The organism is Pustulibacterium marinum (assembly GCF_900116665.1).
Taxonomy (GTDB): domain Bacteria; phylum Bacteroidota; class Bacteroidia; order Flavobacteriales; family Flavobacteriaceae; genus Pustulibacterium; species Pustulibacterium marinum.
In genome coordinates this window covers 952,064-977,493 of record NZ_FPBK01000001.1, presented here as the reverse complement: position 1 = coordinate 977,493, position 25,430 = coordinate 952,064, and the positions used below count along the sequence as shown (strand labels likewise).

Sequence of the window (25,430 nt, the reverse complement as noted above, 5' to 3'; positions counted from 1 at the left end):
AAGGCTTTGAAAAACCCGTTTGATTTTCTGGAAATCGGCATTGTAGATTTGCTCGACATCCTTTTGGTAGCTACCCTTTTGTATTATTTATACAAATTGATAAAAGGCACTGCCGCTCTTAATATTTTCATTGGAATTGTAATTATTTATGTGATTTTTCAAATTACAAAATTGCTACAGATGGAATTATTGAGTAGTATTTTTGATAAGTTTTTCCAAGCAGGATTCTTCGCTTTAATTGTGGTTTTTCAGCAAGAAATCAGGAAATTTTTATTGATGGTAGGTTCATCTAACTTAGCCAATAGAAAGAATTTCATGCGCCATTTTCACTTTCTTAAAAATGAAACTTCCAGCGTAAGCACCAATGTAAGCGTAATAATTAAAGGTTGTCAGAAATTGGCGCAAACCAAAACAGGTGCACTCATTGTCATTGAGAGAAATAACCCTTTAGATTTTGTAAAAAATACGGGAGATGAAATGTATGCTGAGGTGAACATTCCGCTCTTAGAAAGTATTTTTTATAAAAATAGTCCGTTGCACGACGGAGCCATTATTATTGAAGACAACCATGTTGTAGCTACCCGTGTAATCTTACCAGTTTCTAATGAGCGTACCATTCCACAACGTTTTGGATTAAGACACAGAGCCGCGGTTGGAATTACGGAAAGAACAGATGCTTTGGCGCTAGTTGTTTCTGAAGAGACCGGACAAATTTCATTCATCAAAAACGGTGAATTTGTGTTGTATGATGATCATGATGAACTCATCAACATGATGACAGAAGATCTTGAATAATTTAATTAAGAAACTCTTCTTTCTTCAGCCATAAACTGAACTTCATACAAATTACGGTAATAGCCATTTTCCTTTTCAAGCAATTCTTCGTGCGTGCCGGATTCTACAATAGTACCAGAATCCATTACCAAAATTTTTGATGCTTTTTTGATAGTTGCCAAGCGATGGGCAATAACAATAGAGGTTCTACCTTCTGTAATTTTTTCAGTAGCTTCTTGAATAAGCATTTCTGAATAAGAATCTACAGATGAAGTTGCTTCATCCAAGATAAGAATACTTGGATTGCTTACATAAGCTCTTAAAAATGCAATTAACTGTCTTTGACCGGAAGATAACATGGTTCCGCGCTCTTTTACATTGTAATGATATCCTCCAGGAAGCGTGTTGATAAAATCATGAACACCTATATCTTTCGCCGCTGCAATGACATCTTCTTCTTTGATTTCTTCATTTTTCAGTGTAATATTATTCAGAATACTATCGGCAAACAGGAAAACATCTTGTAAAACAATGGCTATGTTACTACGTAAAGAGGTCAATGTGAAATCATCAATATTTGTATTGTCAATTTTTATTTCACCAGATTGAATTTCATAAAAGCGGTTCAACAAGTTGATAATCGTAGACTTACCTGCTCCCGTGGCACCAACTATAGCTACTGTTTCGCCAACATGTACATCAAAAGAAATACCGTGCAAAACTTCTTCTTTTTCGGTATATCCAAAATGAACCTTATCAAAAGAAATAGCTCCTTTAATTTCAGAAGCTTCCAAAGTTCCTTTGTTATCTATACTACTTTCCGTATCTAAAATTGCAAATACACGACCGGCAGCTACCATTCCCATTTGTAATCCGTTGAATTTATCTGCAATTTGGCGTAAAGGACGGAAAAGCATTTGTGTTAGCTGAATAAACATAAAAATATCTCCAATAGTCGCTCCGTTCTTCACAGCATCGAGTCCGCCAAACCAAACAACCAAACCTATGGTAGCAGACGAAACTAACTCTATCACTGCCAAGAAAATAGAATTATACCAAACAGTAGCAACCCATGATTTTTTATGGCGTTCGTTAATCGCTTTGAACTGTTTATACTCCTCTTTTTCTCTTGTGAATATTTGAAGAATTTTCATTCCAGTGATTCGTTCTTGCACAAAGGAATTTAAATTAGACACTTCCCTTCTTACTTCTACAAAAGCCTTTTTCATGGCTTTCTGAAACAAATAAGTTGCATATAAAATGATAGGAAGAATACTGAAAACAATTAAAGTGAGTTTCCAACTACTGAACAACATTACCGCAGCGATGACAAATATTTTAAGAAAATCACTAATAATCTGAAAGAAACCATTACTGAATATCTCCCCAATACGTTCCATATCTTGCACGGTTCTCGTAACCAAAACACCAACCGAAGATTTATCGTAATACTTCATTTTAAAACGAAGCATGTGTTGAAAAAGCTTGATACGTATATCTTTGATCAAATCCTGAGCCAGCAGATTAGCATAGAAATTGTAAGCCCATTGCATAGTAACTTCTACCAAAAGAACTCCAAGCATTAAAGCACAAATCAATAGCAGTCCTTTTTCATCACTATCGGTTATGTAATCATTCACCGCCGTTTTTAGCATGTAAGGTCTTGCCACGGCCAAAAATGCTAGCAAAATAGCCGATATAACCACAAAATAATAGGTGGCTTTATAGGGTTTTGTATAAGCTACTAACCTTTTGATTAATTTTAGGTCAAATGCTTTTCCTGTATTTTCTTTACTCATTAATTTTTAATGTAAGGGTAAATAACTTTGGTAAGATACAAAGCATGAGCAGGTACTGAAACTCCGGCATTGCTTCTATCTTTACTCTCAACAATTTTGCGAACATCAACTATGGTTATTTTTCCAGAACCAACGTTTAACAATGTTCCTACTACCGCACGCACCATATTTCTTAAAAATCTGTCGGCCTGAATGGTAAAAACTAACTTTTCTCCTTGCCATTTCCATTCCGCATGCATGAGATCACAAAGATAAGTTTTCACATCGGTATTAGATTTTGAAAAACATTGAAAATCTTTATACTCAAACAATACTTTGGCTGCTTCATTCATCAAATCTACATCCAAAGGATATTTTAAACAGTATGCGAACTCATTTAAAAAAGGATCCTTCTTTGTAACAATCCAATATTCATAGGTACGGCTCTCAGCATCAAAACGAGCATGCGCATCATCGGCAACCAAATGAAGATTATGAATGGCAATAGATTTTGGCAGATAAGAGTTCAACTTATAAATCAAATTTTGATCTAATACTGATTCCACATCAAAGTGAGCAAACATTTGTTTTGCATGCACACCAGCATCCGTTCTTCCTGCTCCAGTGATAGCTATTTCCTTTCTCAATAGCGTACTCAAAGCTTTCTCTAAAACCTCTTGTACAGAAATAGCATTTGGCTGATTTTGCCACCCGTGATAATCCGCTCCGTTATATGAAAACTCCAAAAAGTATCTCAAAAGAAATAAGTAATTTTGCGTACAGCCTACAAAGATACGGAAGTACAAATTAGTATTATAACCCTATTCACATGACCCGAATATTATTACTATCGGACACCCATAGTTTCATTGACGATCAAATACTTAAATATGTAAAACAAGCAGACGAAGTTTGGCATGCCGGTGATATTGGCAACTTAAATGTAACCGACTCCATAAAAAAACTAAAACCACTAAAAGGTGTATTTGGCAATATTGACAACCATGAAGCCAGAGTTGAATTCCCTGAAAACAATCGATTTTTCTGTGAAGAAGTTGATGTTTGGATAACGCATATTGGCGGATACCCAAATAAATATAACATTAAAGTACGAGAAGAAATCAATGCGAATCCACCGAAACTTTTTATTTGCGGACATTCACATATTTTAAAAGTGATGTGGGACAAAAAACTAAATCTACTCCACATGAATCCCGGAGCATGTGGTAAACATGGATTCCATCAAAAAAGGACCATGCTTCGCTTTGTTATAGATAAAGAACAAATTAAAGATTTAGAGATTATAGAACTTGGAAACAAATAATAAAAAAACCCGATTCTAACGAATCGGGTTTTTAACGCACTAATACTACTAAGATGTTAGGTTTATCGTAATCGATCTACAGATTTTACAAGATCTTCGTCCTTTTTAATGGCTCTATTAGCGAGCACTAGAAAAACGATAGAAATAATAGGAAGAAACATCCCAATACCCTTCTCAGAAATTTCACTTTCTCCGGATAAAGTTAGTGACCGATACACAAATACTCCTAGTAAGATAAGATTAAATATCATGTTCAATCTGTTCACTACAAATTGATTTTTTCTATTCTTAAAAAGAAAAATTGCTATCAAAGCTAAAACAGCTATTAATTCATAAGCAACTAAATAAAGAACTTCCGTCATTACAGTTACAGACTCGCCATTTACGCTATAAATATCCACAAAAAAAGGCAATACTCCACTTGCAAGCACCACCAATAATAAATAGACAGTTTGTATTCTTTGTAGCATTTCTCAAATTTGGATGACAAAAATAAGATTTCTTTGGTAAAAAAGAGCATAATTTTTTATTGTATTCATAAAAAATAATTTGTATTATTGCCCTATTCATTAGAATTAATACCTGATTGCCAGACGCAATCGCCTCCCAATAATTATTTTCAATACATTTCAATTTTATTTCAACTTCAACAAAATTTATTTTTCATTATACATGTTTGAAATTTCCGATTTAAAAGCAAAAAAACTACCTGAATTGCAGGATATCGCTAAAGACATGAGCGTTCCTAAATTTAGAAGTTTAAAAAAAATGGATTTGATTTATCAAATCCTAGACGTTCAGGCAAGTAATCCTAAGAAAGCTGCAGAAGATACTCTAGAAAAACAAACTACTATTTCTGCTCCTCAAGACAACCAAAGTACTCCTTCAACTTCTGACAACAAACCAAAGCGTCCTAGAAAAAGAGTTTCAACCACTGCAAAACCTATTACTGCAGAAAAAAGCGAAACTCCGGTAACAAAAAATACTCCACATAGTGATAAAACGGTTACTCCAAAAACCGTAACACCTAAGAATAATACTAACAACACTCCAAGCAATAGTCCTCAAAAAACTGAAATCAAAAACGATAATACTCAGAAAAGGGAACAACAAAACGTTGCTAAAGAAGCTCATAATCCTAATAACAATAAAAAGAAGAAGGATTTCAGCAATAATAAAGGAAACAACAATAATAACAACAACCAAAGAAATCATAAAAACGGTAACACAAACGAAAAAGACAACTATAATAAAGATAGCCGAAATCGTTACAGAGAACCCGATTTTGAATTTGATGGCATTATTGAAAGTGAAGGCGTTCTAGACATTATGCAAGATGGTTATGGCTTTTTAAGATCATCAGATTATAATTATCTATCATCTCCAGACGACATTTATGTATCTCAATCTCAAATTAGATTGTTTGGATTAAAAACGGGAGATACCGTTCTTGGAAACGTAAGACCTCCTAAAGAGGGTGAAAAATATTTCCCGCTTATAAAGGTGAATAAGATAAATGGACTTTCACCACAAGCTGTAAGAGACCGTGTTTCTTTTGAACATTTAACTCCATTATTCCCGGAAGAACGTTTTAGAATCGCAGAAAAAAATACCAGTATATCCACGAGAGTTATGGACCTATTTGCACCAATTGGAAAAGGTCAACGTGGTATGATTGTTTCTCAACCGAAAACCGGTAAAACAATGCTCCTTAAAGATATTGCAAATGCAATTGCAGCCAATCATCCTGAAGTATACTTATTAGTGCTTCTAATCGATGAAAGACCTGAAGAAGTTACCGATATGCAACGAAGCGTAAAAGGAGAAGTAATTGCCTCTACATTTGACAAAGAAGCTACTGAACATGTAAAAGTAGCCAACATTGTTTTGGAAAAATCAAAAAGACTTGTTGAATGTGGTCATGATGTGGTAATTCTACTAGACTCCATTACACGTTTAGCCAGAGCTTACAATACTGTACAGCCGGCATCTGGTAAAGTTTTAAGTGGTGGTGTAGATGCCAATGCACTTCACAAACCGAAAAGATTCTTCGGAGCTGCAAGAAATATTGAAAACGGCGGTTCATTATCTATTATCGCTACAGCACTTACCGAAACAGGCTCTAAGATGGACGAAGTTATCTTTGAAGAATTTAAAGGAACAGGTAATATGGAGCTTCAATTAGATAGAAGAATTGCAAACAGACGTATTTTCCCTGCTATAGATTTGGTTTCTTCCTCAACAAGAAGAGACGACCTTTTATTAGACGAAAAGGCAGTACAGCGTATGTGGATCATGAGAAAATACATTGCAGATATGAATCCTGTAGAAGCCATGGAATTCATAGAACAACGTATTAAGCAAACTAAAAATAATGACGAATTCTTGATGACTATGAACCAATAGAACATCACTAGTTCCAAAATACAGAAAAGCGCGAATGAAACTAAAGTCATTCGCGCTTTTTTTATATCATCCTTTATTCATTATTCAAATATAGAATTAAGAATTATCCCAAAACAAAAAAAAGACTCATAACAATCGTTATGAGTCTTCACAGTATATTTTAGTCTTAAAATTAAGCTAAAGAAGCAACTTTCTTTGCAAGACCGCTTTTTAAGTTAGCAGCTTTGTTAGAATGGATAATATTCTTCTTAGCCAATTTATCGATCATAGAAACTACAGTAGGGAATAAAGTTTCAGCCTCTTTCTTATCTTCTGTTCCACGTAATTTCTTTAAAGCATTACGCATAGTTTTGTGCTGATATTTATTTCTTAAACGAACTGCTTCGTTTCTTCTAATTCTTTTTAATGCTGACTTGTGATTTGCCATTTCTTTTTGTTTTAAAAACCAAAAGGTTCAAAATTTTACTACTCTAATATATAAACTAAGCTTGTAGCCCGTAGGGGAATCGAACCCCTCTTTCCAGGATGAAAACCTGGCGTCCTAACCGATAGACGAACGGGCCAACGAAATGTTAACTCAAAACGTTTGTTAACTAATTTCTTTTTAAAGAACTTTTGTAGTCCGTAGGGGAATCGAACCCCTGTTACCAGGATGAAAACCTGGCGTCCTAACCCCTAGACGAACGGACCATCTTTTTCGTTATTGCGGATGCAAATGTACAACTATTTTTTAATCACACAATACTTTGACGAAAAAAATTTAAAAAATTAATATGCCTTTGCAAATAATACTCTTTTGGAAGAAGTTTTACCACTAAACACACATACTCCCTCTTCTTCTTTAGCGTCTAAAGGAATGCAACGAATAGTAGCTTTTGTTAGTTCTTGGATCTTTTCTTCGGTTTCTGTAGTGCCATCCCAATGAGCAGAAACAAATCCTCCCTTGTTCTCTAAAACATCTTTAAATTCTTCAAAAGAATTCACTTCAGTAATGTGATTAGCACGATAATCAAAAGCTTTTTTATAAATATTCTCTTGTATTTCTTCTAATAGATTCTCTATCAGCTGCACCAAGTCATCTCCACCAACACTCTGTTTTTCAAAAGTATCTCTACGCGCTACTTCAAACGTACCATTTTCCAAATCTCTTTTCCCTATAGCTATACGCACAGGAACTCCTTTTAATTCATACTCGTTGAATTTCCAACCAGGTTTATGCGTGTCTCTATCATCAAATTTCACAGAAAAACCCTTAGCTCTCAATTCTTTTATATAAGGCGTTACACGCTCTCTAATTGCGTCTAATTGTTCCATTCCTTTATAAATTGGAACAATCACTACTTGAATTGGAGCAAGTTTTGGAGGAAGTACCAAACCACTATCATCACTATGTGTCATGATAAGAGCTCCCATCAATCTTGTAGAAACCCCCCAAGATGTTGCCCAGACATGTTCTTGTTTTCCTTCTTTTGTAGTGTATTTTACATCAAACGCTTTTGCAAAGTTTTGACCTAAGAAATGAGATGTTCCTGCCTGAAGTGCTTTTCCATCCTGCATTAACGCCTCTATACAATAAGTTTCATCTGCACCTGCAAAACGCTCTGCTTCAGTTTTCAAACCTTTAACAACAGGCACTGCCATAAAATTCTCAGCAAACTCAGCATAAATATTCATCATTTGTTCTGCTTCTGTTATTGCTTCTTGTTTTGTAGCATGTGCTGTATGTCCTTCTTGCCAAAGAAACTCTGCCGTTCTTAAAAATAAGCGAGTACGCATTTCCCAACGAACAACATTCGCCCATTGATTTACCAAAATTGGAAGATCTCTATAAGATTCAATCCAATTTTTATAGGTGTTCCAAATTATAGCCTCACTTGTTGGACGAACAACTAACTCTTCTTCAAGTTTAGCTTCAGGATCCACAATTAGCTTCCCTTTATTCTCTTCATCACTTTTTAGGCGATAATGGGTAACAACGGCACACTCTTTTGCAAAGCCTTCTGCATTTTTTTCTTCGGCTTCAAACAAACTCTTAGGCACAAACAAAGGAAAATATGCATTTTCATGTCCAGTTTCCTTAAACATTCTATCTAATTCTGCTTGCATTTTTTCCCAAATTGCGTAACCATATGGTTTGATTACCATACATCCACGAACCCCTGAATTCTCAGCTAAATCAGCTTTTACAACTAATTCATTATACCATTTGGAATAATCCTCTGCACGCGTTGTCAATTTCTTGCTCATTATGAATATTTTGGCACAAAACTTGTGCTTTTGTTAAATAAAATAATTGTTTCCACAAAACTAATTATTTTTGTTATGTTCAACAATAAAAATGTGCAATGATGATGACTACAAAATACACTAAAAGCTGGAAGGCATATTCATTTTTTACATTAGTAAGTATGCTGCTAATTTCCTGCGGAACTTATCAAAATTCATCGTATTACGATAATGATGGAATTTACAACACAGCATATTCTGGCCCGGGAAGCGAAGTTAGAGTAGCCGAAACAGCACCCTCAAAAGATATTTCTGCAGACGCCTACAGAGACTATTTCAACCAAGTTGCTGTAGATTACGAATATGTTGAACAAGATTCTACTAATGTTTTTACTGATATTGAGTCCTATGCTAGCGTAAATGATGATTCTACTAATGTAGCTGCTAAAACTGCTGTGAATTATGATTATGTTGACAACTATGGCGGATGGGGACAAAATACAACAGACGTTACTGTAAATATATATGATAACGGACCTTATTGGGGATGGAATAATTATTATTACGGCTGGAATAATCCATACTATAATTATGGTTGGGGATGGAATAGATACTGGGGATGGAATTCACCTTATTACGGATGGAGCGTAGGATTTGGAAACCCATATTGGTATGGTGGTTTTTATGGAGGATTCAATCCTTATTACGGCTACTATTCTCCCTATTATTATGGTAATGGCTATTACTACGGAAGTCCATATTATAGAAACGGAAGACAAAATGTTGCTTATGCTACAGGAAGAAGAGGAAGCACCAGAACTTCATTAGCAAGTTCCGCAAGACGAAATACTCATACTTTAAATAATTCGTCAAGAGGAGGAAGTAGCATTAGAAGTAGAATCAATAATTCAAATAGATCATTAACAAGAACTATTGACAGAAGCCAAGTTTCAGTTGACCGAAATGGAAGAGGTAACAACACCGTTCGAAGCACCCCAAGGAGTATTAACACAACGAGATCAAATACTACTATAAGTCCAAATTATAGAAGAAGAACCTATACTCCTTCTACAAGATCTAATAATAATGTAAGAACCCGTTCAAACAATACGTATACTCCAAGAACCAATACAACAAGAACTTATACTCCTAGTAGAAGCACTACGAGATCTTATTCTCCAAGTAGATCTTCTGGCGGTGTTAGATCTAGTGGTGGTGGTTCTGTTAGAAGTTCAGGAGGAGGAGGTAGAAGAGGTGGAAGATAACATACTTTTCTTCTAGACCTTATTTTCTTATAAATTTATTCAAACCAAAATATAATGAAAAAATTTGCTTTTTTATTCATTATGGTAACTTCTGTTGCCATAGTTAATGCTCAAGATATTACTGACGCATTACGATACAGCTCAGACGAACTGAGCGGTTCTGCTAGAGTACGCTCTATGAGTGGAGCATTTGGAGCACTTGGAGGTGACATTTCTTCTATAACAATTAATCCAGCTGGTTCTGCTGTTATGCTAACCTCCGAAGCAGGATTAACTATTGGAAATTATAATACTCAAAACGAAAATACTTTTTTCGGTAATAACACTTCCGACACAAAAGATCAGTTTGATTTATCACAAGCAGGTGTCGTTTTAGTATATAACAATACTGACCAAAATGCTAAATGGGGAAGAATGTCATTAGGTTTCAATTATGAAAATTCTAATAATTATAGCAATAGAAATTTTATAAAAGGATTAAACACCAATAATGGTATAGATAAATATTTTTTAGCTTATGCTCAAGGCGTTTCACTTGAAAATATTGACTTATTACCAAATGAGACTGTTGACGACCTTTATCAATGGCTAGGCGAAAATTATGGCTTTGCTGAACAACAAGCTTTTCTAGGATACCAAGCATACATCATAGACCCTGTGAGTTCTGATAATCTAAATTCAGATTATAATTCAAACGCCTATTACACTGGTTTAGATCAAGAATATACTTTAGAGACGAAAGGAGCGAATAGAAAGTTCACCGTAAATTTTGCCACTGAGTATGACAAAAAACTCTATTTAGGAATTAATTTAAATTTTCACAGTATTGATCTAAAAAAGGAAACTTATCTCTCTGAAATTGGTTTTGATGCAGATTCTCCTTTACAAGAAACAGGATTTAAAAATTATTTGGAAACCTATGGTAACGGATTTTCATTACAAGCTGGAGCTATTTATAAAGCCACAAAAAACTTACGACTTGGAGCTGTTTACCAATCACCAACCTGGTATCGTATAAATGAGGAGCTTTCACAAGGTGTTTTCGGAATTTCTATTGATGAAAATGGTAATGAATATAGCCCAGATGTTGTTTACCCAAATGTAACTAATATATACGAAGCATATAAATTAACAACTCCCGGTAAATTTACTGGAAGTTTATCATATGTATTTGGTAAGGCAGGCTTGTTGAGCTTTGATTACATCAGAAAGGATTATAGCAATACAAAGTTTAGACCAGTTAATGATGCCTATTTTAGCACTCAAAACAATCAAATTTCTAATTCACTGCAAGCGACGAACTCATATCGTTTAGGTGGGGAAGCTAGAATTGAAAGGTTAAGTTTAAGAGCAGGATACAGATTTGAAGAGAGCCCTTATAAAAATGAATCTACTGTAGGAGATTTAACAGGTTATTCGTTTGGATTTGGATATAATTTTGGAGCTACTACTCTAGACCTTTCTTATGATATTGCAGAACAAGACAGTAATTATCAACTTTATTCAGTTGGGCTAACAGATTCTGCAGCAGTCAATAGCAAATTTCAAACAATTATGCTATCACTTAATTTCAAAATTTAAATAATTACTTTTAGAAAAGTATAAAAAAATAGCCTGCATTCTGCAGGCTATTTTTTATATCTTATCAATCATTGATATAAACCCAGATTAAAACATAAATCCTAAATCAACTTGAATGACAGTATTTTTCTTATAAACAGCACCTAAAAGATAAGTTTCATCTAAAATATCAATCATTCCATGATTATATCTAGCCGAAATAAAAATTCCATTTTTAAACTCGTATGTAAAACCAAGAGCCAAACTAAGATCTAAATCTCTTACTCTATCATCACTAGCAATTCCGTCTACACTTAAATCTTCTTTTATTTTATAACCTACTTGAGGTCCAAGCTCAATACTACTAAAATCTTTTACAAAATAAAACTTAGCCAACACTGGCAATTGTATATAATCCAACTTAAGCTCAACGTCTTGTGCGTCTGTTCGGACTACTTGAGATCCTTGCCCAGAATACATCAATTCTGGCTGTAAAGAGAATTTTTCTGAAAGATGAAACTCAGAAACAATACCCGCGTTAAAAGCTACACGATCTTTTTGACTATCTCTAAATTTACTCCCCACAGTAGAGGAAATATTTGCTCCCGCTTTAATACCGAATTCTACTCCGCTATCTTCGCTCTGTGCGTTGGAAATATAAAGACCTGCAAAGGTCATAAAAACACATAATAAAGTTTTTTTCATAATGAATTGTTTTTTGGTTAAATAAATCTACAAAAAAAGAAGAAATTAACTTTAAAAAAAAATAAATATCCCTCTCTTTTAAATAATTATGCCAAAATTACATGTATTTGTGGAATTACACTTATAATTTCAAAATAATTATATCTCCAAAGAATAAAAAGAGAGTACCTACCAGCACTCTCTTTTTAATTCTACTTTTTAAAAAATAGTTTAAAACATAAACCCTACACCTACTTGCCAAACCGCGTTTTTCACATCAATGTTTTGAAAAATACTATCATCATCAAAAATACTACTTAAACCATAAGCATATCTACCTGACAAGAAGAATCCATTATCAAATTTATAAGATACTCCACCAGCAATACTAGTATCAAAATCCTTAACTGAAGAACTATCTTCAGAAATATCAAAATCTCCTCCATCACTATCGGGATTAGAATCTATTTCTTCATTAACCTTGAATCCAAACTGTGGACCGGCTTCTATACTCAAACCCTTTACTAAATAAAACTTAGCAAGAATAGGCACTTGAATGTAATCTAATTGATACTCCAAATCATCTGAATTATCATATTGCTTAATATCAAAACCTTGTGCCGAGTAAAGAACTTCCGGTTGTATAGAAAATCTATCAGACAACGGCAACTCTGCTAAAAGACCAACATTAAAACTAGTTCTTGGATCTTGCCCATCATCAAAGTCATCTCCTGTAATTGTTGAAAAGTTAAACCCACCTTTTACACCAATTTGTGGTAAACTCTGATCTGCTTGTGCATGGGTTACCAATAATCCTGCTACAGTAAAGAATACAGTAAATACAATCTTTTTCATAAAAATTTTCTTTTAAAATTTATAATGCTAACTTATAAAGTAAGAAATTCCGTGAGCGTTAAGAAAACGAAAAATAAAACCTAATTTTTGTAAAACACTAAAACGATGTAGGATTATTTAACAAACTTTTATGAAAATATACTCAACATTCATTGCTTTATTTTGATGATTTGACTTTTTATTTAAAATATATTGACATAATCAAAATAATAGTTATATTTGTACCAGTAGTGAACTATTAATTACTAAGGATTTTTTTGAAGATTCATTTTGTGTTTGGGGGAATGTAAATATGACTTCAAAATGTAAAGCCACCTTTTTGGTGGCTTTTTTAATTATATTAGCTACCTATGAAATGGAAAAATGCTATTCACGATTATGCCTTCTATCTAAAAATTGAAAAAGGCCTCTCCGAAAACTCGGTCAACAATTACACATTCGATGTAGAAAAATTACACAAATACTTAACAGAACATAATATTAATAAAAGTCCGATTTCTATATCTGAAGAAGATTTATTACAATTCATTTACAGCGTTTCCAAAGACGTACAACCAAGAACACAAGCAAGGCTCATTTCGGGATTAAAAAGTTTTTTTAATTATCTAGTTTTTGAAGATTATAGAACTGATAATCCCACAGAACTTATAGAAACACCGAAAACAGGCAGAAAATTACCCGATGTTCTTTCGGAACAAGAGATAGACAATCTTATTAACGCTATTGATTTAAGCAAACCCGAAGGCACCAGAAATAAAGCTATTATTGAAACACTATATAGTTGTGGACTTCGTGTAAGTGAATTGGTTAATCTGCGAATTTCTGATCTTTATTTTGAAGAAGGCTTTATAAATGTTACCGGTAAAGGAAATAAACAACGTTTTGTACCTATTGCAGATACTACGGTAAAATATATTTCTATCTACAGAAACGAAATTCGGTGTCATATTCCAATTCAGCCGAAGCACGAGGATTTTCTTTTTCTAAATAGAAGAGGGAGACAACTTACTAGAGCCATGATTTTTACAATCATTAAAAATTTAGCTAAAGAAATTAATCTACAGAAAAAAATCAGTCCTCATACCTTTAGGCATTCCTTTGCGACACATCTACTTGAAAATGGAGCAAATTTAAGAGCCATACAACAAATGCTTGGTCATAGCAGTATCACCACTACCGAAGTGTATATGCATTTAGATAGAAAACATTTGACAGAAGTCATCAATACATTTCACCCTAGAAAATAATTCTTAAAAATTCTGATCTATTAAATAAAGTAAACTAGCCATTGTAGCCGCTCCTAATTCTAACTCTCTTTTGTTCACTGCATCAAAACGATCATTTGCTGCATGGTGATAATCAAAATAACGCTGAGAATCTGGTCTTAATCCTGCTAGAATAACGCCATCAGCTTTAAGCGGTCCAACATCTGCTCCACTACCACCTTTTTCAAAGTAATGAATAAGATATGGCTTAAATAAAATACTCCAATTTGCTATGGTTTCAAATTGTTCATCAGTACAATCAAATGAAAAACCTCTAGGAGAAAATCCTCCTGCATCACTTTCCAAAGCAAATAGATGTTTCTCTTTCTTATTTTTTGCGACATCAGCATACTTTAAACCTCCACGTAGACCATTTTCTTCATTCATAAATAGCACTACCCTTACGGTATGTTTTGGTTTATAACCAGTCTCTTTCATCAAGCGCAAAACCTCCATACTTTGAACCACTCCCGCACCATCATCATGCGAACCATCTCCTAAATCCCAAGAGTCTAAATGTCCTCCAACAACCATTATTTCATCTGGTTTTTCCGAACCTTTAATTTCTCCTATAACATTATACGACTGTACTTCGCCTTTATTTTCACAAGATTGTTTGAAGTGAACTTTCAAATCTGGTGTTAACTTAACCATGGTACTCAATAATTCAGCTGCATTGGTACTTATAGCAGCGGCAGGAATTTTTTCTGAATCTGGCAAATCATCGTAACTCATAGTTCCAGTATGCGGTAAATCATCTAAACGAAGATTCATAGAACGAACCAAAACAGCGACAGCACCATATTTTACCGCTTCTTTGGCTCCATGAACTCGCTGATCAACACAACCGCCATAAGCATTAAAGGTTTGAATTAAATCTGCTTGCATTGGTCGGTTATAGAAAACTATTTTACCTTTTATCTTAGCTTCACCTAGTTCCTTTAATTCTTCAAAATTCTTAACCTCTATAACTTCTGCAGTAATTCCCAAAGCAGGTGTAGCCACAGAACCTCCTAATGCACAAACAGGTAGATTTGTATTTCCAGTTGAAGATTTAATGTATGCATATTCTTTAGCGCCACGCACCCATTTTGGCACCATTACCGGTTGCAACCAAACTTTGTCTAATCCTAATTTATCAAGTTCCTCTTTGGTATATTTCACAGCAAGTTCTGCACCAACGGAACCCGACAAACGACTTCCTATTCGATTGGATAAATAATCTAACCAATCATAACTTTGACCGTTTAATAAAGAAGTATCGTAAAATTTTTTGAGTTGTTGTTCTTCTGAAGTTTGACTAAATGAAATTGAAAATACAAGTAGAAAAAGGAAGGTTAGGTTTTTCATGGTTATTCTTGCTTAAGTTGTTCTATAAAAGAATCTATATTTTTTTGTATTGAAGTATCTAAGGTTGGTTCTTTGATATCTTTAAATTTTTTCAACTCTTCATACATTATTTTAGTTACGATGAAGCGAGCTGCATCTTTATTATCTGAAGGAATTATGTACCAAGGAACTTCTTTTGTTGATGTATTATTGATAGCATCTTCATAATACGATTGATAATCTTCCCACAATTTACGCTCTTTTAGATCATCTGGGGAAAATTTCCAGTTTTTATTTTTCTTACGCAATCTTCTTAGCAAACGACTTTTTTGTTCATCTTTTGAGATATGAAGAAAGAATTTAAACACAATAGTTCCTGTTTTTTCAATATGCTCTTCAAAATGATTGATTTGATGAAATCGTTCTTGCCAAAATTCTGGAGTAATGTCTTCTACGGAATGAATTCCGGGGATTTTCTCTGTCAATACTAGCTCTGGATGTACTCTGCTAATCAACACATTTTCATAATGCGTTCTATTGAAAACACTAAATTTACCTTTTTCCGGTAATGCTATATAATGTCTCCAGAGAAAATCATGACGTAATTCTAACTCTGATGGTTTTTTAAAACTATGCACTACAATTCCTCTAGCATTAAAGTCTTTAAAAACTTCCCGAATCAAACTATCTTTTCCAGCTGTATCCATTCCTTGAATACAAATAAGAACACCGTATTTTCCGTGAGCATATAATGTATTTTGAAAATCGCCTAAATCTACCCTCACTTTTTCAAGCTCCTTTTCTAACTTTTTACCAGATTTTCCAAAATCTTCACAAGTAGGAACTTCACTTAAATCTACAGGTGTTTTAGCTAAATAGTCTTCGGTTTTGATTTTCATATTGAAAAGAAAGTTTTATGATTTGCTAGCAAACAATTTTACGTCATCTTCAGAAATTTCTTGTCCGCCCAAAATAATTAATCGCTCCACTACATTTCTTAATTCGCGAATATTCCCTGTCCAGTCGTAACCTTGCAATACCTTAATTGCATCATCTGTAAAATTTTTAGCAACTGAACCTTGTTCCTGAGCTATTTTTTTAGAGAAGTGATGTACCAATTCTGGAATATCTTCTCGACGATCATTTAGAGCGGGAACCTGAATTAAAATCACTGCCAAACGATGGTATAAATCTTCACGAAAATTACCTTCCGCAATTTCTTTTTTAAGATCTTTATTTGTCGCCGCGATGACGCGAACATCTACTTTAATATCTTTATCGCTACCAACTCTTGAAATTCTATTTTCCTGAAGCGCTCTCAATACTTTGGCTTGAGCGGCTAAACTCATATCTCCAATTTCATCCAAGAAAATAGTTCCTTTATTGGCAGCTTCAAATTTACCAGCTCTATCCTTTACAGCAGAAGTAAACGCTCCTTTCACGTGTCCAAACAATTCGCTCTCTATTAATTCTGATGGAATTGCTGCACAATTCACTTCTATCATAGGAGCTTTGCTACGGTCACTTTGTTCATGTAATTGATGCGCTACCAGCTCTTTTCCGGTACCGTTGCTTCCTGTAATCAATACGCGAGCATCTGTTGGAGCTACTTTTTCAACCATTTGTTTTATTTGTTGAATCTGATCACTCTCGCCTATCATTTGATAGTTTTTGCTCACTTTTTTACGCAACCTTTTATTTTCGGTCACTAAAGTTTTGTTATCTAGCGCATTTCTAACAGTATTTAAAAGTCTATTGAGATCTGGTGGCTTTGAAATAAAATCATAGGCTCCCATGCGCATTGCATTGACGGCTGTATCTATATCTCCATGACCGGAGATCATTACAAAAGAAGTTTCAGGTTTTATATTTTTAGCTTCTTCAAGTACTTCTATACCATCTTTTTTAGGCATTTTGATATCGCAAAGTACAAGATCATAATCTTCGCTCTTTACTTTTTCTAACCCTTCAACACCATCTGCAGCTTCATCTAATTGGTAAGTTTCACTTTCTTCAGAGAGAATTTTAACCAGCACTCTTCTGATTGCTGCTTCATCTTCGATAACGAGTATTTTGGACATATTTAAAATTTAAATCGAACTCCCGTTCTAAAATATATAGAATTTTTATCATCTATAACGTAAATATCATCTCTGTCATTGTTTCGAAGTCGGTAATCGTTATAGACTGAATGTGCAATATAGCCGTAATATAATAAATGATCTGTAAAGTAATACTCATATCCGATACCTAAAAGTACATTTGTCATAGAAATATTTTGAGCCAATTGACCATCAACCATTTTATCACCTTGAATATTGGCAAAAAAGTTATCTAATGTTCCAAAGGCCTGAATTCTATTTTTATCATTTAGGTAATAGTGAATATTAGATTTTGGAACACCTAGAGAATAACTCCAATTTTCGTGTTCTACATGATAGTTTACAAAAGGTAATGGATAATTTCTACCAGGAGTTGTAGTATATAAAAGTCCCAAAATTAGCCTGTAGGGATTTTTCAATGTTTCATCCTCCAATCGGTCGTTAATTGCATAGGCAGAAACTAAATATAACATATCGTCACTTACCATTTTGGAATCAAAATTTGAAGCCAAACGAACTCCACCTCTTAAGGCAAACCTCCAATCTTCATTATATTTATAAACATAACCAACTGTACCTTCAATTCTTTGAGTAGAATTAAGATCATTCGTTTCAAAAGGAACATCATTCAGCTCTAATTTTAAATATCGATAATCAAAACTGAAAACTAAATAATCATCTTTGATAGGAATGGGAACTTGCGCTAAAGATCTAAAACGCTGGATGGAATTATCTGTTCCGCTGTTTGGCAAATAGGTGTACTCAACTCTAAAAAGATCGGTAGTTTGTGATCTTAAAACATGTACTGATAGTATCATCAGTAAAACAAAAAAAATAGGACTAGTTTTCTTTGACATAACTTTTATTTGAAACAATAAAGCTAGTTACATAAAAAAAGCTAGTCCTACATTTAGTTTAGGTTCTATTTAACACCTATTTTTAATATTTTAACCACTTGTATAATTCTTTGTATGATGGCTTTTTACCATACATAAGAATTCCTACTCTATAAATTTTTGCTGCCAACCAAACCACTCCAGTAAAAGTGATATAAAGAATAACCATTGAAAGTATGATTTGCCATAGAGGAACTCCAAACGGTATTCGCATGAGCATTACAATTGGTGAAGTAAATGGAATAAAGGAGAAAACAGTAGCCACTGTTCCATGAGGATTATTGATTACCGTAAAGAAACCAACGTAAACTCCCAGCATCAACATCATGATCACCGGCATCATAAATTGTTGTGTATCGGTTTCGCTATCTACCGCCGCTCCAATAGAAACATAGATAGAACTGTATAAAAGATACCCTCCTATGAAATAAATTAAAAATGAAATGATCAAGGTTGCTAAAGGTAAATTAGCAATCTCTGCAAATCCTGTTTGTACCATAGCTTCCATAGCTCCGCTGTTTTCTAGCATTGCTTTTTGCGGCGTATCAACGCTTCCTAAATCAACATGAAAAATGATAGAAACTGTGAAAAATAAAACCGAACCGAGAAACAACCATACTACAAATTGCGTAATTCCCGCAAGAGAAGTTCCTATGATTTTCCCCATCATTAATTGGATAGGTTTTACCGAAGAAATTATAATTTCTATAATTCTATTTGTTTTTTCTTCTATAACACTTCGCATGATCATATTTCCGTAGATAATAATAAACATCATCAAGAAATAACCAGCTGCACCACCAAAAACCAATTTTAATACACCCGCAATTTTTGAGGATTCTTCTCCACTAAAATTTTCTACACGAATATCAATATTTGAAGAAGTCTCACTTATTTGAGACAAGTTTACACCACTCTCTTTTAGATTATCTTCAAACGTTTTGTCTTCAATTTTTTTAGATAAATACCGAAGTAAATCGATACTAGGAGAATCTTCTGCGTAAAATGTAATCTTAGATTTTAATTGATTTTCTGGCAAGTTGGGTATAAACAAAAGTCCATAACCTTCTTGTTCTTCAACCGCTGTTTTAGCCGATTCAAACTGCTGTGATGTATTCAAATATTGAAAAGTAAAACTATCAAAATCTTCAAACTGGTTTGCATACCTTCCTGTTTGATCCAAAACAGTAACAATTTGCTTATCGTCATTGTTCACTCTTGAAAGATAAGCTACCAAACTTATAAGACCTATAAAGATCAACGGACTTAAAAACGTCATTACAATAAATGACTTGTTTCGTATCTTATTGAGATACTCTCTTTTTATAATGAGTTTTAACTGTTTCATTGGTTGTAACTTTTAACAGCTTTAATAAAAATATCATTGGCACTCGGAATCACTTCTTTGAAATGTGTTACCGGCGCTTTTTGCGTTAAAAAACTCAATAACTCATTAGGACTATGACTTTCTTCCAACTGAATGTTCATCTTCAATTCGTTCCCCAATGTTTTAAATTCAGCCTCCGAAACTAAATATTTACTAGAAATCTCTTCTTTCAAACTTCCAAAGTTTTCTGCTTCTAAAGCAACTTCATAAACATTGTTTTTAAATTGCCTTTTGATGTCAATTAACTTACCGTCCAATATTTTATTAGATTTATTTATCAAGGCAATTTCATCACATAATTCTTCAACAGATTCCATTCTATGTGTTGAAAATATGATTGTAGCTCCATTTTTCTTCAATTCGAGAATTTCATCTTTGATGATATTTGCATTAATTGGATCAAAGCCACTAAAAGGCTCATCAAATATCAATAACTCTGGTTCGTGCAAAACAGTTACTACAAATTGAATTTTCTGTGCCATTCCTTTTGAAAGCTCCTGAATTTTCTTGCTCCACCAACCGCCAATTTCCAGCTTATCAAACCAAAACTGAAGTCTTTCTTTAGCTTCCTTTTTACTCAAACCTTTTAATTGAGCCAAGTACAAAGCTTGTTCACCGACTTTCATACTTTTATACAAGCCACGCTCTTCTGGCATGTAACCAATTTTAGCAATATGCTTAGGCTGAAGTCTTTCTCCATTTAAAAGCACTTCACCTTGATCTGGATATGTGATTTGATTAATGATTCTTATAAAGGTAGTTTTACCCGCTCCATTTGGACCAAGAAGTCCGAAAACACTTCCTTTAGGAATTTCTAAAGATAAGTTATTCAACGCCGTATAGTCGCCGTATCTTTTGGAAACGTTAGTAGCTACTAACAGATTACTCATATCTCTAATAAGTTTTTACCAAAGGTATATAAAAGGGAAGATAAATAGTAGTTTAAATAAGCTTTTGATTTGCTTTAAGCTTTTGATTTGGCCTAAAAAAACCCATCCTTAGGTTGTAAGGATGGGAAAAAATTGCTATGAAAAAGAAAAAATTAATGCTAGTATTTCAACTAGCATGTGTCAAATATACATTTTTTTTGATAAAGTTTATGTTAAATTAAGAAAACATGTCCTTTACCTTCTCAAAAAATGATTTATCGCTCTTTTCCGGCTTTGGAGAAAAGTGATCGTCATCTCTCATTCTCTCAAAGAAATCTTTTTGTTCTTTACTCAAAGTTCTTGGTGTCCAAACATTTACATGAACTAATAAATCTCCCGCACCATATCCATTTAAGCTAGAAATACCTTTACCTCTTAATCTTAAAATTTTTCCTGATTGAATACCCGCTTCAATTTTAATTCTCACTTTACCCGACACAGTATCAATTTCTTTTGATCCTCCAAGAACTGCATCTGGCATGGAAATATATAAATCGTAATGAAGATTTTCACCTTCACGCTTTAAAGTTTCGTGCTCAACCTCTTCGATCATTACCAACAAATCTCCTGGAATTCCATTACCTGGAGCATCGTTACCTTTTCCGCCTACTTTCAACTGCATTCCATCAGCAACACCCGCAGGAACTTTGATTGATACAGTTTCTTCTGATACTTTCATTCCTTGCGCATCCGCTCCGGCTGGTCTATTTCCTATAATTTGACCAGTTCCACCACAATGATTACAAGGAGCTGATGTTTGCATTCTACCTAAAATAGAATTCACAATTTTAGTAACTTGACCAGTACCATGACAGGTTGGACATGTGGTATAATCTACACCTTCGGCCTTAACCTTTCGGCGAACTTTTACTTTTTTCTCTACTCCATTGGCAACTTCTTCGAGCGTAAGTTTTACGCGAATACGCAGGTTACTCCCTTTCATTCTGCGCTGGCCACCGCCACCGCCAAATCCTGAAAAACCGCCTCCGAAAGCACTACCGAAAATATCTCCAAATTGACTGAAGATATCATCCATATTCATACCTCCGCCTCCGAAGCCTCCTTGACCACCTTCAAAAGCAGAATGTCCATACTGATCGTATCTTGCTTTTTTGTTAGGGTCACTTAATACCTCATATGCCTCTGCTGCAAGTTTAAATTTCTCTTCAGCTTCCTTATCACCTGGATTTTTATCTGGGTGATATTGAATTGCTTTCTTGCGATATGCTTTTTTTATTTCAGCTGCAGACGCTCCTTTACTTAATCCTAATATTTCGTAATAATCTTGCTTCATTGGTATTAGTTTCGGTTATTATTGTCCTACAACAACTTTTGGGTGACGTATGATTTTATCGCCCAACTTATATCCTTTTTCAATTACATCAACAATTTTTCCTTTTAAATCCTCTGTAGGTGCAGGAATTTGAGTAATTGCATCGTGAATATCAGCATCAAAGCTTTCTCCAGCTGCCGCTTCTACTTGCTCTAATCCTTTTTGTTGTAATGTATTTTTGAATTTTCCATGAATTAACTCAACTCCTTTCAACATTTCCTTGTCTTCAGATTTTGTTAATTCATTCAACGCTCTATCAAAATCGTCTAAAACCGGCAACATTGCCAACATGACTTCTTTGTTGGCCGATTTCATGTTTTCGACACGTTCTTTTGCTGTTCTTCTCTTGTAGTTTTCAAACTCTGCAAACAATCTAAGAAATTTGTCTTTCTCTTTCCCTAGCTCTTCTTTTAGCTTTTCTTCTGCAGAGAGTTCTTCTTTTTCTGCTGCTTCATTCTGATTTTCTGTAGCTTGTGTTGCATCTGTAGTTTGCTCTTCTACTTCTGCTTTATTCTGTTCGATATCTTTTTTACTCATGACGGTCAAAAAATTTTTATTTTGATATGCAAAGATTGGCAAAAGTACTGCCATTATATTCAAAATGCCAAAATGTCACCGAAATTTATAGATGTAATTTTTCTTCAGAATTAAAAAATGGATTTGTGTATTAAAAGATTTTTCAAGGCAGGTTTTAATTGCGGATATTTAAATGTGAAATCTTGAGCTTCAATTTTTTTTGAATCTACTCTCTGACTGGCATATAGCAAATAACTCATTTCACCTAACACCAATTTCAACATAAATTTTGGAACATGAAATGGCCAAACAGGCTTGTCCATAATAACACCTATCTCTTTTGTCATTTTTTCATTGGTAACAGGATTTGGAGCTACTGCATTAAAAACGCCAAAGCATTTGTGCTCCATTACATGTAAATAGATATTTACCATATCCTCTAAATGAATCCAAGATTGCCATTGTTTTCCTGAAGCGAGTGGCGCGCCCATATAATATTTAACCGTTTTTACTAATGGTTCTAACATTCCTCCCTTGGATGTTAACACAAGTCCGGTTCTAATTTTCGTCACTGGAATTCCAAGCATTTCGAAATTGTCAACTGATTTTTCCCATTTCTCTACAACTTCACCCAGAAATGAATCATCAATTTCGTTATCATTTTCATTATAATACGCGGTTAACGAGGTTGGGTATACGCCAATTGCCGAAGCCGCAATAACATGCTTCACGCTATGGTTTGAAAGTTTTTTTAAAGAATTGAAAAGTAAACTTGTAGACAGCGTTCTACTTTCCACAATTTTTTGTTTGTACGATGGTGTCCAGCGCTTTGCTATACTAGCGCCCGCTAAGTGAATGATGGTAGTTACATTGCTAAAACAATTGCTATCAATTACTCCTGCATTTGGATTCCAGAAAAACCCCTTTACTCCTTCTTTATCTTCAATCTTCTCCCGGCTTGTTGTAAGATAATTAATAGCTATATTTTTATTCCTGCATGCTTTAACTACTTCTTTCCCAATTAATCCTGTCGCTCCCGTAATTAATATCTTCATTCGTAGTTTTTCTTCAAATTTACTAGGTTTTCTACAAGACTGTATATTAATTAAATTAGGTTTAACAATTACGGACAAAAAGCTGTTAACAAATTGAAGAACAAAACCTTCAACTACAAATATTTGTTAATTTTTTGTAGCTCGAAGCATTTCTCTTTTCCCTGGAGGACCTGCCAATTTTTCAACCGAAAACCCAACAGAAAGCATAGCTCTACGAACACTACCTTTTGCAGCATACGTTACCAAAACTCCTCCTGTTTCCAAAGCATCATACATTTTTTGAAAAATCTCTTCCGTCCATAAATCAGGTTGCACACGGGCTCCAAAAGCATCGAAATAGATGAGATTAAATGAATTTTTATCTTCAATCTCTGAAAAGAATTGTTTTCTTTTTTTCAGTATAAAATTTTCTGCTATTTCAAATTCTTTTTCCCATTCTTCAGCATGCATTACATTGAAGTAAGACTGCTTTTCTTGTGCTTGCAATTGTTCTACATAATTAAGCACGTCCAATTCTTCTTGCTGAACGGGATATGCTTCTACCCCATGATACTTTATATGTAAATTTCGTTTTTCGGCTTCCAAAAAAGTGATAAAAGCGTTAAGACCTGTACCAAACCCAATTTCTAAAATCCCCAACGTACTATCGTTTGGAAAAAGATTGAGTCCTGACTTTATAAAAACATGATATGCCTCTTGAATGGCGCCATGTGAGGAATGGTAATTTTCATTCCATTCTTCAATATGTATGGTGGTAGAACCATCTGCTGTTTTTACAACTTTTCTATTCATAGGAATTTATAAAAAGCTTTTTAATTCTAGGAATTGGTCCGCCACATTTTTGCTGATGGCATTGCAAACAAACGTTTATGGCATTATCGAAAGCTTCAACAGTCTGTTTTTTATACAAATTTTCTTCAGCAGCCAGATACAAGTCTGCCCATTTTTTAAAGAATTCATCGTTATCACTTTCATCTGTAAACGTTGCAAAGTGAATGTCATAATAATAATCTGGAATACTTCCTAGACTATCATTAGCCAAAACCTTTGTTTTTACATTCTTATGTTCTTGAGCCATGTTCTCCATTAATCTGGCCATTTCAGACATGGAGTACATCTGGAAATTTTCATTTGAAGACTGTTTAGTTTGATCTTTCTTGTTTTGATCACAAGAAACTAAAATCATCAATAGTAAAAATTTAAAAGTATTGGTTAAAAATCTATTCTGTAACAACCTCATTCTCTTCAATTAGAACACCATTAGCTAAGAATGCATATTCTTTTTTTGGCTCAGTTATTTGAGATATTTCTTCTTCTGTTTTTCCGGCATCTTTTGCATAATGTCTTAATTCATCTACCGAAGTTTCGGTAACAAAAGCTTTACCACTTACCACAGCTTCTCTTTTACCAGCATTTAACGGAACAAAAAATCCGTAATCCTTAAAGCGCACAAAAGTTTCTTTATTATCACCAAGATCTACCGTCATCCAACAACCTTTCTTTTGACAAACTTCGTCTATAGTTCCTTCAAATTTTATCTCTAAAGAATCCCCCGGTTTTAGATCTTTATATTCAGCAGCTAGCTTAGAAACCTCTACAGCTCCATCTGCTTCAATTTGTTCACCAAAAGATTTATAATTTGTTTTTTTTGTGCATGCTGTAAGAATTAAAGTGGCTGCCAAAGTGTAAAGTAGCTTTTTCATTGTTTCAAATTTAAAATTAGGTAGTAGTTATTTTACAAATATA

Annotated in this window: 25 protein-coding genes and 2 tRNA genes; 6 read left to right on the top strand and 21 right to left on the bottom strand. The window is 34.0% G+C overall.

Annotation, left to right across the window (positions count from 1 at the left end):
- Positions 1–6: 6 nt before the first annotated feature.
- Entirely contained in the window at positions 7–795 is a 789-nt protein-coding gene (gene cdaA, locus BM383_RS04450; protein WP_093023348.1) for a diadenylate cyclase CdaA, read from the top strand.
- A gap of 5 nt (positions 796–800) precedes the next feature.
- On the opposite strand, the gene BM383_RS04445 is transcribed toward cdaA, so the two are convergent.
- Both BM383_RS04445 and truA read right to left on the bottom strand, forming a co-directional pair.
- Positions 801–2,573, bottom strand: a complete 1,773-nt coding sequence (locus BM383_RS04445; protein ID WP_093023346.1) for an ABC transporter ATP-binding protein — start codon at positions 2,571–2,573, stop codon at positions 801–803.
- Positions 2,573–3,310: a tRNA pseudouridine(38-40) synthase TruA gene (truA, locus tag BM383_RS04440; RefSeq protein ID WP_093023344.1), complete on the bottom strand. Its 738-nt coding sequence runs from the start codon at positions 3,308–3,310 to the stop codon at positions 2,573–2,575. Before truA ends, BM383_RS04445 begins: the two co-directional genes overlap by 1 nt.
- 71 nt (positions 3,311–3,381) lie before the next feature.
- Here truA and BM383_RS04435 point away from each other — a divergent pair, with 71 nt between their 5' ends.
- Complete coding sequence (locus BM383_RS04435; RefSeq protein ID WP_093023342.1) at positions 3,382–3,876, top strand: metallophosphoesterase family protein; 495 nt, start codon at positions 3,382–3,384, stop codon at positions 3,874–3,876.
- Positions 3,877–3,938: 62 nt separating this feature from the next.
- Here the strand turns inward: BM383_RS04435 and BM383_RS04430 are convergent, their stop codons facing one another.
- Positions 3,939–4,346, bottom strand: coding sequence for a DUF4293 domain-containing protein (locus tag BM383_RS04430; protein WP_093023340.1), 408 nt, complete (start codon positions 4,344–4,346; stop codon positions 3,939–3,941).
- A gap of 202 nt (positions 4,347–4,548) precedes the next feature.
- Between BM383_RS04430 and rho the strand changes: the two genes are divergently transcribed.
- Complete coding sequence (gene rho / locus BM383_RS04425; protein ID WP_093023338.1) at positions 4,549–6,282, top strand: transcription termination factor Rho; 1,734 nt, start codon at positions 4,549–4,551, stop codon at positions 6,280–6,282.
- A 172-nt stretch (positions 6,283–6,454) separates the two neighbouring features.
- Here the strand turns inward: rho and rpsT are convergent, their stop codons facing one another.
- From rpsT to proS, 4 genes are all read right to left on the bottom strand, one after another.
- A complete protein-coding gene (gene rpsT / locus BM383_RS04420; RefSeq protein ID WP_093023336.1) occupies positions 6,455–6,709 on the bottom strand; it encodes a 30S ribosomal protein S20 in 255 nt (84 codons plus the stop codon).
- A gap of 64 nt (positions 6,710–6,773) precedes the next feature.
- Positions 6,774–6,845, bottom strand: a tRNA-Glu gene (locus BM383_RS04415).
- A 55-nt stretch (positions 6,846–6,900) separates the two neighbouring features.
- Positions 6,901–6,972: transfer RNA gene (locus tag BM383_RS04410), tRNA-Glu, on the bottom strand.
- A 78-nt stretch (positions 6,973–7,050) separates the two neighbouring features.
- Positions 7,051–8,529, bottom strand: a complete 1,479-nt coding sequence (gene proS, locus BM383_RS04405; RefSeq protein WP_093023334.1) for a proline--tRNA ligase — start codon at positions 8,527–8,529, stop codon at positions 7,051–7,053.
- A gap of 101 nt (positions 8,530–8,630) precedes the next feature.
- Between proS and BM383_RS04400 the strand changes: the two genes are divergently transcribed.
- The gene (locus BM383_RS04400) at positions 8,631–9,773 is read left to right on the top strand and encodes a hypothetical protein (protein WP_143106337.1); all 1,143 of its coding nucleotides are present in this window, start codon (positions 8,631–8,633) and stop codon (positions 9,771–9,773) included.
- A gap of 54 nt (positions 9,774–9,827) precedes the next feature.
- Positions 9,828–11,354: an OmpP1/FadL family transporter gene (locus BM383_RS04395; protein WP_093023330.1), complete on the top strand. Its 1,527-nt coding sequence runs from the start codon at positions 9,828–9,830 to the stop codon at positions 11,352–11,354.
- 87 nt (positions 11,355–11,441) lie between these two features.
- On the opposite strand, the gene BM383_RS04390 is transcribed toward BM383_RS04395, so the two are convergent.
- Both BM383_RS04390 and BM383_RS04385 read right to left on the bottom strand, forming a co-directional pair.
- A complete protein-coding gene (locus tag BM383_RS04390; protein ID WP_093023328.1) occupies positions 11,442–12,038 on the bottom strand; it encodes a porin family protein in 597 nt (198 codons plus the stop codon).
- Positions 12,039–12,248: 210 nt separating this feature from the next.
- Entirely contained in the window at positions 12,249–12,872 is a 624-nt protein-coding gene (locus tag BM383_RS04385) for a porin family protein (RefSeq protein ID WP_093023326.1), read from the bottom strand.
- Positions 12,873–13,222: 350 nt separating this feature from the next.
- Here BM383_RS04385 and xerD point away from each other — a divergent pair, with 350 nt between their 5' ends.
- On the top strand, positions 13,223–14,119 hold the full coding sequence (gene xerD / locus BM383_RS04380; RefSeq protein WP_093023324.1) for a site-specific tyrosine recombinase XerD: 897 nt from the start codon (positions 13,223–13,225) through the stop codon (positions 14,117–14,119).
- A gap of 3 nt (positions 14,120–14,122) precedes the next feature.
- Here xerD and BM383_RS04375 read toward each other — a convergent pair whose 3' ends face one another.
- From BM383_RS04375 to BM383_RS04320, 12 genes are all read right to left on the bottom strand, one after another.
- Positions 14,123–15,487, bottom strand: a complete 1,365-nt coding sequence (locus tag BM383_RS04375) for a M20/M25/M40 family metallo-hydrolase (RefSeq protein WP_093023322.1) — start codon at positions 15,485–15,487, stop codon at positions 14,123–14,125.
- A gap of 2 nt (positions 15,488–15,489) precedes the next feature.
- Positions 15,490–16,365, bottom strand: a complete 876-nt coding sequence (locus BM383_RS04370; protein ID WP_093023320.1) for a PPK2 family polyphosphate kinase — start codon at positions 16,363–16,365, stop codon at positions 15,490–15,492.
- A gap of 15 nt (positions 16,366–16,380) precedes the next feature.
- Positions 16,381–17,547: a sigma-54-dependent transcriptional regulator gene (locus BM383_RS04365; protein WP_093023318.1), complete on the bottom strand. Its 1,167-nt coding sequence runs from the start codon at positions 17,545–17,547 to the stop codon at positions 16,381–16,383.
- Between the two features lie 2 nt (positions 17,548–17,549).
- Positions 17,550–18,425 (bottom strand): hypothetical protein, encoded by an 876-nt coding sequence (locus tag BM383_RS04360; protein WP_245766520.1) that lies wholly within the window; start codon positions 18,423–18,425, stop codon positions 17,550–17,552.
- A gap of 82 nt (positions 18,426–18,507) precedes the next feature.
- On the bottom strand, positions 18,508–19,812 hold the full coding sequence (locus BM383_RS04355; RefSeq protein WP_093023316.1) for an ABC transporter permease: 1,305 nt from the start codon (positions 19,810–19,812) through the stop codon (positions 18,508–18,510).
- Entirely contained in the window at positions 19,809–20,741 is a 933-nt protein-coding gene (locus BM383_RS04350; RefSeq protein WP_093023314.1) for an ABC transporter ATP-binding protein, read from the bottom strand. The genes BM383_RS04355 and BM383_RS04350 overlap by 4 nt, the downstream gene beginning before the upstream one ends.
- 217 nt (positions 20,742–20,958) lie before the next feature.
- Positions 20,959–22,074: a molecular chaperone DnaJ gene (gene dnaJ / locus BM383_RS04345; protein WP_093023312.1), complete on the bottom strand. Its 1,116-nt coding sequence runs from the start codon at positions 22,072–22,074 to the stop codon at positions 20,959–20,961.
- 18 nt (positions 22,075–22,092) lie between these two features.
- On the bottom strand, positions 22,093–22,650 hold the full coding sequence (locus tag BM383_RS04340) for a nucleotide exchange factor GrpE (protein WP_093023472.1): 558 nt from the start codon (positions 22,648–22,650) through the stop codon (positions 22,093–22,095).
- Positions 22,651–22,760: 110 nt separating this feature from the next.
- On the bottom strand, positions 22,761–23,684 hold the full coding sequence (locus tag BM383_RS04335) for a TIGR01777 family oxidoreductase (protein WP_093023310.1): 924 nt from the start codon (positions 23,682–23,684) through the stop codon (positions 22,761–22,763).
- A 126-nt stretch (positions 23,685–23,810) separates the two neighbouring features.
- A complete protein-coding gene (gene mnmD, locus BM383_RS04330) occupies positions 23,811–24,476 on the bottom strand; it encodes a tRNA (5-methylaminomethyl-2-thiouridine)(34)-methyltransferase MnmC2 (RefSeq protein ID WP_093023308.1) in 666 nt (221 codons plus the stop codon).
- Positions 24,469–24,873 (bottom strand): hypothetical protein, encoded by a 405-nt coding sequence (locus BM383_RS04325; protein WP_177229062.1) that lies wholly within the window; start codon positions 24,871–24,873, stop codon positions 24,469–24,471. The genes mnmD and BM383_RS04325 overlap by 8 nt, the downstream gene beginning before the upstream one ends.
- A gap of 31 nt (positions 24,874–24,904) precedes the next feature.
- The gene (locus tag BM383_RS04320) at positions 24,905–25,387 is read right to left on the bottom strand and encodes a DUF4920 domain-containing protein (protein ID WP_093023304.1); all 483 of its coding nucleotides are present in this window, start codon (positions 25,385–25,387) and stop codon (positions 24,905–24,907) included.
- Positions 25,388–25,430 lie beyond the last annotated feature (43 nt).